The sequence below is a fragment of the Blastococcus sp. SYSU D00669 genome (genome assembly GCF_054050715.1).
The window spans coordinates 47,223-58,949 of record NZ_JBJGZV010000004.1 but is presented as its reverse complement, the minus strand read 5'-3'; the positions used below and the strand labels follow the sequence as shown (position 1 = coordinate 58,949).

Below are 11,727 nucleotides of genomic sequence, written 5' to 3'. Positions count from 1 at the left end.
ACCGTCCGGGGCACCCACGGGAGGATCGTTCCCGAGACCGGAGGACCCCCATGGCCCGAGCCACCGGCTCCAGCAGCACCAAGCACGAGACGCAGTTCTCCGGCAACCGCACCGCCGACCCCGCACCCGAGGTCGACGAGATCAGCGGTACCCGCGCCGACTACGCGCCGGAGGGCGCTGAGCGCAAGACGTCGTTCTTCGCGACCCTGAAGCGCACGGTCAAGGAGTTCAGCGAGGACAACCTGACCGACTGGGCGGCAGCGCTCACCTACTACGGCGTGCTGGCGCTCTTCCCGGCTCTGCTGGCGATGCTGTCGATCATCGGGCTGGTCGCCGAGCCGCAGCAGATCACCGACGCGATCACCGCGGTGATCCCCGGCGCCGCCGCCGACACCATCCAGCCGGTGGTGGAGCAGATCGCCGGGAGCACCGCAGCAGGGTTCGGCCTGATCATCGGTGTCGCCCTGGCGATCTGGTCGGCGTCGGGTTACGTCGGCGCGTTCACCCGCGCGGCCAACGTCGTCTACGAGACGCCCGAAGGCCGCAAGATCTGGAAGCTCAAGCCCCTGCAGCTGCTCATCACGCTGATCGGTGTCCTGTTCGCGGCCGTGATCGTCGCCATGGTCGCGCTGAGCGGCCCGGTGGTCGACGCGATCGGCGGGGCGCTCGGCCTGGGCGAGACCGCGCTCACCGTCTGGAACGTCGCCAAGTGGCCGGTGATCGTCGTGCTGGTCGCCCTGATGATCGCCGTCCTGTACTACTCGACGCCGAACGTCAAGTTGCGCGGATTCAAGTGGGTGAGCCCCGGAGCCGGCGTCGCGCTGCTCGTCTGGGCGGTCGCCTCGGCGCTGTTCGCCTTCTACGTGGCGAACTTCGGCAGCTACAACAAGACCTACGGCGCCCTCGCCGGCGTGATCATCTTCCTGATCTGGTTCTGGCTGACCAACGTCGCAGTGCTCTTCGGCATCGAGCTCGACGCCGAGATCGAGCGCAACCGCGAGATCAAGGAGGGCGTGCCGAGGGCGGAGAAGGAGATCCAGCTCGACGCCCGCGCGGAGCCCAAGCCCAGGCAGACGACCTAGTCGCGGGTGAGCACGCGTCAGGCGCCCCCTCCCCGGCGGGAACGGGCGCCTGACGCGTGTCCGGGGTCGGTTCAGCGGGCGGTCGGCGGCCGGTCACCCGCGCGCGCCGCGGGGATGCGCTCCACCAGGCCGGCCAGCGCCGCCAGTCCACGGCTCGCGCCGCGCGCGACCCGCCCGAGCGGCTCGGGGACGCGCCGCGCGCCCGCGTCGACGACGTCACGGGTGCGGTCGAGCAGCGACAGCGGCAGCGCCGACAGCGCGTTGCCGGGCGGACGGCGGGACACCGTGGGGTGCGCCCGGGTCGGCGAGACCCGGCGCACCAGCTCCCACTGCCGCCCGATGCGGCGCAGCTCCTCGACGGAGAGCGCCTCCTGCAGGCGGGGCAGGAGCACGTCCTCCTCGTCGCGCACGTCCTCGCGCAGCACCTCGACCAGGCGGGCCACCCGCGCCGGCCGGCGCGGGTCGTCCCGGCCGTCCCGCTCCAGCGCGCTGACGAGCTCGTTGACCTCCTGGTGCTCCCGCTCGATCCGCAGGGTGAGCTCGTCGCCGTCCGGCAGGACCCGGCGCACGACCGGCCAGATCACGGTCTCCTCGGCGAACGCGTGGCTGAAGACCAGCCGGTCGACCCGGGTGAGCACCTCCTCCTGCGCGGTGCCGGTCGTGCCGTCGAGCTCGTGCAGCAGGCGGTCGAGCTCCTCGTGGTCGGCGCGCTGGCGGGCGAGCACGCTGCCGGGCCCGCCGAGCTCCTCGACGGTCTGGCCGGACAGTGATCGGGGCACGGGTACTCCTCAGGATCCGGAACGATGCCGCCCGGGTGTGCCCGTGCCCGCGCCGGGGCATGCCCGTCCCATGGACTCGATCGGCACGTCGGACTTCTACGACCTGGCGGGTCTGCTCGACGACGAGGGGCGCGAGCTCCTGCAGCGGGTCCGCACGTTCATGAACGAGCAGGTCGAGCCCTGCATCAACGAGTGGTGGACGCGCGGGAAGTTCCCGCTGCACCTCATCCCCGACATGGCGCAGCTGGGCATCGCGGGCACGCCCTACTCCGGCTACGGGTGCCCCGGCCGGTCGTTCCTGACCGACGGCATGGTCGCGATGGAGCTCTCCCGGGGCGACCCGTCGGTGGCCACCTTCTACGGCGTCCACAGCGGGCTGGCCATGGGGACCATCTACCTCTGCGGCTCCGAGGAGCAGAAGCAGCGCTGGCTGCCGCCCATGGCCCGCATGGAGCTGATCGGCGCCTTCGGCCTGACCGAGCCGCAGTCCGGCTCCGACGTCGCGCGCGGGCTGAAGACCACCTGCCGGCGGGACGGCGACGGGTGGGTGCTGAACGGGCACAAGAAGTGGATCGGCAACGCCAGCTTCGCCGACCTGGTGGTCATCTGGGCCCGCGACGAGGAGACCGACCGGGTGCTCGGCTTCGTCGTCGAGAAGGACACGCCCGGCTTCACCACGGTGGACCTCGAGGACAAGATCGCCCTGCGGGCGGTGCAGAACGCGCTCATCACGCTCGACGGCGTGCACGTGCCCGAGGAGAACCGGCTGCAGGAGGCGCACAGCTTCCGCGACACCGCCGACGTGCTGCGGATGACCCGGGCCAGCGTGGCCTGGTCGGCGGTGGGCTGCGCCCGCGGCGCCTACGAGCACGCGCTGCAGTACGCCGGCGAGCGCACCCAGTTCGGCCGGCCGATCGCGGAGTTCCAGCTGGTGCAGGACCTGCTGGTGCGGATGCTGGGCAACATCACCGCCTCGGCGACGATGTGCACCCGCGTCTCGCAGCTGCAGGACGAGGGCCGGCTGGCCGACGAGCACGCCTCGCTGGCCAAGATGTTCAGCACCATGCGCATGCGGGAGACCGTCGGCTGGGCCCGCGAGCTGATGGGCGGCAACGGGATCCTGCTGGAGAACCACGTCGGCCGGTACGTCGCCGACGCGGAGGCGATCTACTCCTACGAGGGCACCCGCGAGGTCAACGGCCTCATCGTCGGCCGCGCGATCACCGGCAAGGGGGCCATCGTCTAGAGGAACCGGATGGAACGGCCCCCGTGCAGGGGCCCGCCGCGAGCCTGCGAGCGGTGGGGGGCACGGGGGTCCTCCTATTGGCGGCTCCACCACTCGGCGGCGGCCTGCTCGGGCGTGCGGCCGCGGATCTCCACGGCGCGGTTGAGGTCGACCAGCTCCTGGGTGGTCAGCCGCGCGCTGGTCGAGTCCAGCGCCTCCCGCAGCCGGTCGCCCCAGCGGTCCAGGACGGCGGTGCGCACCAGCGGGACGACGTTCTCGTGCGGCTGCAGGCCCCGGTCGTCGAGCAGCAGGAGCACGGGGGCGGTGCCCAGGCGGGCGTCGGTCGTCTCGAGGAGGCCCACGTCGATCTCGCCCGCCAGCAGCGCCTCCACGGTGGCGCCGCGCGAGGGCATGCTCAGCACGTCGCCGAACCGCAGCCCGTAGACCTCCTCCAGGCCGGGCAGGCACAGCGGGCGGTCCGGGCACTCGGGCGGCCCCCCGAAGACGAGGTCGGGGGCGAGCGGCACCAGCTCCGAGAGCCGACCCACCTGGTGCTCGGCGGCGAACGCGGTGGTGACGGCGAAGCCGTTCTGGTCCTCGGCGGGCGCCGCGGCGAGCACGGTGACCCCGCGGTCGACCAGGATCAGCGACAGGGTGCCGTGCAGCTCCGCCACCGACCGCCGCGCGACGGCGTCGCCCCCGCCGAGGAAGGTGACCGCCGTGCCGAGGTAGTCGATGACGACGTCGACGACCCCCTGCTCCAGCGCCGGCTCGACCACCTCGCGCGTGCCCAGCCCCGGCTCCACGGCCACCGGCAGCCCGGCCCGCCGCAGCGCCTCGGCGTAGACGGCGACCAGCACCTGGTTCTCGGCGAAGTCGTAGGCGGTGAACCGGATCGTGCCCTCGGGCAGCGGGGGTGCCGACGGCGTCTCGGCGCCGCAGGCGACCAGGGCCGCCAGCACGACGGGGAGGACGGCGGTGCGCCACCGGGACCATCGCACGGGCGGCCTCCTCCCCGGCCCCCCGCTCGGGGGCAGGCTAGCGGCCGCGAGGCGCAAAGGGGTGGTCCCGGCACCCGGTGGGAGAGGAGCATCCCTCGGCATGGCGTCGCCGCCGCAGGCCGTGCCCGCGACGGTGCCGGCCCCGCGGCAGGCACCGCTGGAGCTGCGCCGTGTGCGCCGCCGGCGGCGCCCCTCCGGTGAGCCGCCGCCGCTGCCGCACCAGCTGCACGCGTCGGGCAAGTGGTGGCTGGCCGCCTCGGCCGGCGTCGTCGTGGCCTGGGTCGTGGTGTGGGCGACCGACAGCGTCGCGCTGTTCGACCTGCTCGACACCCGCATCCTGCAGGGCCTGGCCGCCGTCCGGACGCCCGCGCTGACCGAGGTCGCCGAGGTCGCCGGGGTGCTGGCCAGCGGGCCGGCGCTGCAGGTGCTGTGGCTGGCCAACCTGCTCGTCCTGGTCGCGGTCCGCCGGTGGCGGCACCTGTTCGTCTGGGTGGGCGTCGGTCTGGTCGTCGTCAACGTGGCGGCGAGCATGGCCGCCACGCTGCAGCGGCCCCGGCCCTTCGAGGTCGAGATCCTCGGCCGCTGGGCCGGCTTCTCCATGCCCTCGCTGCCGATGACCGTGCTGGCCACGTTCCTCATCAGCACCCTCTACGCGCACGTGCCGGCCGGGCGCTACCGCACGATCGGCAAGTGGGTGGCGTGCGCGCTGCTGGTGGTCACCGGGCTCTCCCGGGTCTACCTCGCCCAGGACCACCCCACCGACGTCGTCGCCGGCGTCATCCTCGGCGTCGCCGTCCCCCTGGCCGCCTTCCGGCTGCTCACGCCCAACGACGTGTACCCCGTGCGCTACCGGCGCGGCCGCGCCGCGCACCTGGACGTGACCGGCGTCCGCGGCCAGGCGATCGTGCGCGCCCTGCAGGACCAGCTCGGCCTGCTCGTCACCTCGGTCAAGCCGTTCGGGCTGTCCGGGTCGGGCGGGTCGACGCCCCTGAAGATCGGCGTGAAGTCCGGCGACGGGGACGGCGAGAGCTGGGTCTTCGGCAAGCTCTACGCGGCCACCCACGTGCGCTCCGACCGCTGGTACAAGCTCGGCCGCACCCTCCTCTACGGCCGGCTGGAGGACGAGCAGCCGTACCACAGCGTCCGCCGGCTGGTGCAGTACGAGGACTACGTCCTGCGCCTGCTCGACGACGCCGGGCTGCCGGTCGGCCGCCCGCTGGGCATCGTCGAGATCACCCCGGAACGCGAGTACCTGCTGGTCAACGAGTTCATCCCCGGGGCGGAGATCGGCGAGTCGGAGGTCGACGAGGCGGTCATCGACGAGGGGCTGGCGATCGTCCGCCGCATGTGGGAGGTCGGGGTCGCGCACCGCGACATCAAGCCGGCCAACCTGCTCGTGCGCGACGGGCACCTGGTGGTGATCGACACCGCTTTCGCCGAGGTCCGGCCGAGCCCGTGGCGGCAGGCGGTCGACCTGGCCAACATGATGCTGGTCCTGGCCCTGCGCACCGACGCCGAGACGGTGTACCGGCGGGCCACCCTGCAGTTCAGCACCGAGGAGATCGCCGAGGCGTTCGCCGCCACCCGCGGGCTGACCATGCCGACCCAGCTGCGGCGGATGATCCGTCAGCAGGGGAAGGACCTGCACGCGCAGTTCCTCGAGCTGCTGCCCTACCGGCTGCCGCCGGTGCGCATCCAGCGGTGGAGCTGGCGCCGCGTGGCCCTGACCGTCGCCACGCTGGCCACCCTGCTGCTCGCCTGCGCGATCGCCGCGCCCATCATCTTCGGGGCGCCGCTGTGAGCCGCCGCGTCGCCGGCCTGGTGCTCGCCGCGCTGACGACGACCGCCGCGGTCGCCTGCGCCAGCGAGACCACCGCCGTCACCGACCCGCCGCTGTGCTCCAGCGACGACGACGGCGCCGGCAACGGCGTGGTCCTGATGGCGCAGTCGGTGCCGACGGCGGAGTGGGTCCCCTGCGTGCGCGCCGCGCTCCCGCTCGGCTGGGGCTTCCACCACCTCCAGGCCCGCAACGGGGTGGCGCGGTTCTGGCTGAACTCCGACCGCGACGGGCAGAAGGCCGTGGAGGTCCGGCTGGAGCCGTCCTGCGACACGATCGGCGCCACCCCGGTGCCCAGCGACCGGGAGGGCATGCAGCGGCTGGAGCGGGTCGCCCAGATGGCGCCGACCTACGCCGGCGAGCGCTTCTACCTGTTCGACGGCGGCTGCCTCACGTTCGCCTTCTCGTTGGACGGGGGCAGCCCCGGTGAGGGGCTGGCGCTGGTCTCGCAGGTGGTCGGCGTGATCGCCCGCGAGGACCTGCAGGAGCAGGTGCGCGAGGAGAGCGGCGGGCGGCTCGATCTCGACCCGACGGGCGCGCCGTGACCGCCGTCGCCAGCCCGCCGCGCCCGGCCAAGCCGCTGTGGCGGCGGTTGATCGGGCCGGTGTTCTCGCTGGTCCTCGTGGTCGCCGTCTTCGTCTGGTTCCTGCCGCAGTTCACCAGCCTCTCCGACGTCTGGGCGTCGGTGGCCGCGATGAGCGGGTGGCAGCTGGTCGTGCTGGGGATCGCGGCGGTCTGGAACCTCGCGACCTACCAGTTCGTGATGGTCACGAGCATGCCCGGGCTGACCCTGCGGCAGGCCCTCGTCTCCACCCAGACGACGACGGCGGTGTCGAACGTCCTGGTCGGCGGCGCGGCCATCTCGCTCGGCCTGACCTACGCGATGAACTCCTCGTGGGGCTTCTCCCGCTCGCGGACGTCGGTCTCGCTGCTCACGTCGGGGCTGTGGAACAACTTCGCCAAGCTCGGCATGCCGGTGTTCGCGCTGGCCGCGCTCGCGTTCTCCGGGTCGCCCACCGCGGGCCGGCTGCTCGGGGGCGTCCTCGGCCTGGCCGGCCTGGCCGGCGCCGCCGTCGTCCTGTGGCTGGCGCTGCGCAGCCGGGAGAGCGCCGCCGGTCTGGGCCGGTGGCTGGCCCGGGTCGTCTCCGCCGTCCTCCGCCCCCTGCGCAAGGGGCCGGTCGGCGGGTGGGACGACGCGCTGACCAAGTTCCGCGACCGCACGGTGCTGCTGCTGCGGGCCCGCTGGCACTGGCTGACCCTGACCACGGTTGTGAGCCACCTGTCGCTGTTCCTGGTGCTGCTGCTCGCCCTGCGGTTCTGCGGGGTCTCCGCCGACCAGGTCGGCTGGGCCGAGGCGCTGGCGGTCTTCGCCTTCGCCCGGCTGCTCACCGCCGTCCCGTTCACGCCCGGCGGGCTCGGGGTGATCGAGCTGGCGCTGATCACCGGCCTGTCCGCCGCCGGCGGCGCGCGGTCGGCGGTGGCCGCCGCCGTGCTGGTCTTCCGCGCCCTGACCTACGTGCTGCCGATCCCGCTCGGCGTCGTCACGTACGTGTTCTGGCAGCGCAACCGGTCCTGGCGGCGGGCACCGAACACGGCGCCGCGCACCGCGCTCGTGCCGGAATCGGTCTGACCTGCCGGACCCGCAGCGCTGTGGTTCAGTGGCTGGGGTCACACGAGCAGCAGGGGGACCGCCATGACGCAGGTCGCGCCACGGGAGCGCGCCGGCCGGGGCGCCGGGGGTCGGGCCGACGGCCGGGCCCGCGCCGGCACCACCGACGCGACGACGACGGAGGGCCGCGAGGCCGCGGCGACCGCGCCGGAGAGGTCGGAGAAGTCCGCGCAGAAGCCCGTCGCGCCGCCCGACGCCCCCACCGAGGCCACCGAGGCCGTCACCGGCCTCGACATGGTGCTGGTCGACGGCGCCCGCGGGCCGCTGCGCCGCTTCGTCCCCCCGGCGCGGACGACGCTGTCCTTCGCCCGGGCGCTGGCCGGCAAGCCCGACGTCGTCGGCAAGCGGGCCCGCTACCTCGTCCGCGAGCTCGGCCGCATCGGCGTCGGGCGGTCGGAGGTCGCGCCGCACCCCAAGGACAAGCGCTTCGCCGACCCGGCGTGGAGCGGCAACCCGCTGCTGCAGCGGGTCATGCAGGCGCACATCGCCACCGCCCAGACCGCCGCCAAGCTGGTCGACGACGCCGACCTCGGCTGGCAGGACGAGGAGCGGATCCGCTTCACCCTGACCAACGTCGTCGACGCCCTGGCGCCCAGCAACACCCCCCTCAACCCGCTGCTGTGGAAGGCGGTCATCGACACCGGCGGCAAGAACGCCGTGCGCGGGGCCCGCCGCATGCTGCGCGACCTGGTCGCCCCGCCGAGGGTGCCCTCGATGGTGGAGCCGGACGCGTTCACCGTCGGCGAGGACCTCGCCGTCACCCCCGGCGCCGTGGTGTTCCGCAGCGACGTCTTCGAGCTGATCCAGTACCGGCCGGTCACCGAGCAGGTCCGCGAGGTGCCGCTGGTGATGGTGCCGCCGACGATCAACAAGTACTACATCGCCGACCTCGCCCCCGGCCGCAGCATCGTCGAGCACTACGTCGGCGCCGGCCAGCAGGTCTTCATGATCTCGTGGCGCAACCCCGACGAGCGGCACGCCGACTGGGGGCTGGACACCTACGGGCAGGCGATCCTCGACGCGATGGACGCCGTCGAGCGGGTCACGGGCAGCCGGCGGGTGGCCCTGCAGGCGTTCTGCTCCGGCGGCATCATCACCGCGATGCTGCTGGCCCACCTGGCCGCCACCGGCCGCCAGGACCGGATCGCGGCCGCCAGCTTCGCCGTCACCGTCCTCGACTGGGCGCGGGCGGGTACCGTCGGCGCGCTCATGGACCCCGAGGCCGTCCGCGAGGCCGTCGAGAAGTCGCGGAAGAAGGGCTACCTCGACGGCGCCGCGCTGGCCGAGGTGTTCGCCTGGCTGCGCCCGAACGACCTGGTGTGGAACTACTGGGTCAACAACTACCTGCAGGGCAAGCCGCCGGCCGCCTTCGACATCCTCTACTGGAACGCCGACACCACCCGGATGAGCGCGGCGCTGCACAAGGACTTCATCGAACTGGCCATCGCCAACGCGCTGACCGAGCCCGGCGCCACCACGATGCTCGGCACCCCGGTCGACCTCTCCGCCGTCGACGTCGACACCTACGTCACCGCGGGCGTCGCCGACCACCTCTGCCCCTGGCAGGCCTGCTACCGGACGACGCAGCTGCTCGGCGGCGAGAGCCGGTTCGTCCTCTCCACCAACGGCCACATCGCCTCGCTGGTCAACCCGCCCACCAACCCGAAGTCCACCTTCCAGGTCGCCGGTTCGACCCCGCCGGACCCCGACGAGTGGCTGCAGCGGGCCGAGACGGTCAAGGGCTCGTGGTGGCCGGACTTCGCGAGCTGGCTGGGCGAGCGCTCCGGGGAGCAGATCCCCGCACCGGACCGCCTCGGGGGCGACCTCGAGGTCCTCGCCGACGCCCCGGGGACCTATGTCTTCGACAAGTAGCCGGCCGGCCGGCCACCCACCCGAGCGGGTACGCACCCTCACCGCGGGCGGCCGCACGCTGCGGGTGGCCGTGCGCCCCGGCACCGCCGCCGACGTGCCGCCCCTGCTGCTCATGAACGGCATCGGCGCCAGCCTCGAGGTGCTGCAGCCCTTCGTCGACGCCGTCGACCGGCGGCGGACCGTGATCCGCTTCGACGTCCCCGGTGTCGGCGGATCGCCGCGGCCGGTCGTGCCGTACGTGCTGGCCACGTTCACGCCGGTGGTCGCCGCGATGCTGTCCGAGCTCGGCCACGACGACGAGGTCGACGTCCTCGGCCTGTCCTGGGGCGGCGGCCTGGCGCAGCACTTCGCCATCCAGCACCGCCGCCGGGTGCGCCGGCTGGTGCTGGCGGCGACCGGCACCGGCACGCTCATGGTGCCGGGCCACCCCCGGGTCCTGGCGCGGATGCTCACCCCGCGGCGGCACCGCGACCCGGACTACGCGCGGTCGATCGCCGGTGAGCTCTACGGCGGCAGCGTGCGCACCGACCCCGAGCGGGCCGCGCGGGCGCTGCACGCGGCGACCCGGCTGGGCCCCAAGCGGGGCTACTACTACCAGCTGGCCGCGGGCGCCGGCTGGAGCAGCCTGCCGTTCCTGGGGCTGATCAAGCAGCCCACGCTGGTGGTGGCCGGCGACGACGACCCGATCATCCCGTCGATCAACGCCCGCCTGATGGCCCGGCTCATCCCCGACGGCCGGCTGCACCTCTACCGCGGTGGCCACCTGGCGCTGATCACCGAGGCGCGCACCCTGGCGCCGGTGATCGACGACTTCCTCGACTCCTGACCTAGAGCCCGCAGGCGGCGCCGCCCTGGACGAAGCCCTGGCGGAAGTAGTCGACGAGCTCGAAGCCGGACAGCCCCGCGTCGGGCAGCACGCTGCGCATCGTGGCGTACTGCAGCAGGACGACGGCGGCCTCGTCGACGTCCCCCGGCGAGATGGTCACCGGTGCGCCGTCGACGGTGCCCAGCGACAGCTCGCGGGCGTACCAGCCGGCGGCGCAGACGACGCTGGTGACGGCGTCGGGGTCGTCGGTGGACAGCCCCCGCTGCGCGCGCACGGCCAGGCCGTAGGGCAGCGCCAGGAGGGTGTCGACGGCGAAGTCGCCCACCTCGTCGTGCGCCGGCTCGAGGAGGTCGGTCGTGTCGTAGCGCACCGAGCCGTCCTCGGCGCAGTACTGCAGGTCGAGCTCCTCCCCCTGGCCGCTGCAGACCATCCCGTCGCCGTCGGCGGCGCGCAGCTCGGGGGGCGCGAACTCCCCGCCGAGGGCGGGGGTGCTCTCGAAGCCCACGGCGAAGGCCTGCTGCCAGAAGAGGGTGAGGGTCTCGTCGACGGAGTCGAGGCTCTCGTCGAAGGGGAGGTTGCCCATGTTCGCCTCCTCCGTGCCCTCGTCGAACTCGTCCTGGGTGTAGAAGCGCGTCGAGTCGAACGCCGCGCAGGCGGCCGCCCCGTCGGCGTAGCCCTCCTGGAACGCCGAGAGCTGGTCGAACAGCGAGCCGTGCGCCCCGTCCTCCTCCTCCGAGGTGCCCGCGGGGTCACCGAAGTACAGGTAGCCGAGCAGGTAGGGGTCCAGCGCCGGGGCGCGCACCGTGAAGTGCCGCGAGTTGCCGTCGACGACCCAGCGCGTCCAGGCGCCGGCGAAGCACTCGGCCTGGGTCTCGATGACGATCGACTCCTCGTCGATGCCGGCGTGACCCTGCACCGCGTGCCCCATCTCGTGGGCCATGATCTCGGCGATCACGAACGGCCCGTACTCCTCGGCGAGGTCGGCCATCCAGGCCCGGTCGTAGAAGATCGCGTCGTCCGGCGGGCAGTAGAAGGCGTTGCCGGCGAGCTCCCCGACGTCCCGGTCGAAGCAGCCGCTGTCGGGCAGCTCGTCGTCGCCGGTCTCGGCGGGGTCGATCGACCAGAAACCACCCTCGACCGTGCCGAACTCCTCGCCGAACACCTGGGGGAAGACCTCGTCCCAGAAGGCGAGGACGTCGGCCAGGGAGTTGCGGGCGATCCGGTCGGTCTCGCCGTCGCCGGCCAGGCCGACGGTCAGCTCCGCGTCGCTGACGTCGGTCCGCAGTCCGTTCTCGGGTGCCGCGGCGCCGACCACGGTGGAGGTGCAGCCGGTGAGCAGGACGGCGCCGAGCAGGGCCGTGCAGAGCCGGGACAGCGGGGCGGGCATCGGTTCCCTCTGATCGGGCGGACCCGGAGGGCGGTCCGTCTCGACGCTG

10 protein-coding genes are annotated in these 11,727 nt (G+C 73.5%); 7 read left to right on the top strand and 3 right to left on the bottom strand.

The features are described from left to right. The first annotated feature begins 50 nt into the window (after positions 1-50). Positions 51-1,082: a YihY/virulence factor BrkB family protein gene (locus ACI8AF_RS04750; RefSeq protein WP_456538519.1), complete on the top strand. Its 1,032-nt coding sequence runs from the start codon at positions 51-53 to the stop codon at positions 1,080-1,082. 71 nt (positions 1,083-1,153) lie between these two features. Here ACI8AF_RS04750 and ACI8AF_RS04745 read toward each other — a convergent pair whose 3' ends face one another. Continuing rightward, positions 1,154-1,861, bottom strand: coding sequence for a hemerythrin domain-containing protein (locus ACI8AF_RS04745; protein WP_456538518.1), 708 nt, complete (start codon positions 1,859-1,861; stop codon positions 1,154-1,156). Positions 1,862-1,931: 70 nt separating this feature from the next. On the opposite strand from ACI8AF_RS04745, the gene ACI8AF_RS04740 reads away from it, so the two are divergent. Continuing rightward, the gene (locus ACI8AF_RS04740) at positions 1,932-3,107 is read left to right on the top strand and encodes an acyl-CoA dehydrogenase family protein (protein ID WP_456538517.1); all 1,176 of its coding nucleotides are present in this window, start codon (positions 1,932-1,934) and stop codon (positions 3,105-3,107) included. Between the two features lie 74 nt (positions 3,108-3,181). On the opposite strand, the gene ACI8AF_RS04735 is transcribed toward ACI8AF_RS04740, so the two are convergent. Then, complete coding sequence (locus tag ACI8AF_RS04735; protein ID WP_456538516.1) at positions 3,182-4,087, bottom strand: ABC transporter substrate-binding protein; 906 nt, start codon at positions 4,085-4,087, stop codon at positions 3,182-3,184. Positions 4,088-4,187: 100 nt separating this feature from the next. Here ACI8AF_RS04735 and ACI8AF_RS04730 point away from each other — a divergent pair, with 100 nt between their 5' ends. From ACI8AF_RS04730 to phaZ, 5 genes are all read left to right on the top strand, one after another. Beyond that, positions 4,188-5,888, top strand: coding sequence for a phosphatase PAP2 family protein (locus ACI8AF_RS04730; RefSeq protein WP_456538515.1), 1,701 nt, complete (start codon positions 4,188-4,190; stop codon positions 5,886-5,888). Further along, positions 5,885-6,469, top strand: a complete 585-nt coding sequence (locus ACI8AF_RS04725; RefSeq protein ID WP_456538514.1) for a hypothetical protein — start codon at positions 5,885-5,887, stop codon at positions 6,467-6,469. Before ACI8AF_RS04730 ends, ACI8AF_RS04725 begins: the two co-directional genes overlap by 4 nt. After that, entirely contained in the window at positions 6,466-7,554 is a 1,089-nt protein-coding gene (locus tag ACI8AF_RS04720; protein ID WP_456538513.1) for a lysylphosphatidylglycerol synthase transmembrane domain-containing protein, read from the top strand. Before ACI8AF_RS04725 ends, ACI8AF_RS04720 begins: the two co-directional genes overlap by 4 nt. Positions 7,555-7,617: 63 nt before the next feature. Then, positions 7,618-9,465: a PHA/PHB synthase family protein gene (locus ACI8AF_RS04715; RefSeq protein WP_456538512.1), complete on the top strand. Its 1,848-nt coding sequence runs from the start codon at positions 7,618-7,620 to the stop codon at positions 9,463-9,465. Then, positions 9,449-10,291 carry a poly(3-hydroxyalkanoate) depolymerase gene (gene phaZ, locus ACI8AF_RS04710; RefSeq protein ID WP_456538511.1) on the top strand — a complete coding sequence of 281 codons (843 nt, stop codon included), beginning with the start codon at positions 9,449-9,451 and terminating at the stop codon, positions 10,289-10,291. Before ACI8AF_RS04715 ends, phaZ begins: the two co-directional genes overlap by 17 nt. 1 nt (position 10,292) lies before the next feature. Here phaZ and ACI8AF_RS04705 read toward each other — a convergent pair whose 3' ends face one another. Continuing rightward, positions 10,293-11,678: a neutral zinc metallopeptidase gene (locus ACI8AF_RS04705; protein ID WP_456538510.1), complete on the bottom strand. Its 1,386-nt coding sequence runs from the start codon at positions 11,676-11,678 to the stop codon at positions 10,293-10,295. Positions 11,679-11,727 lie beyond the last annotated feature (49 nt).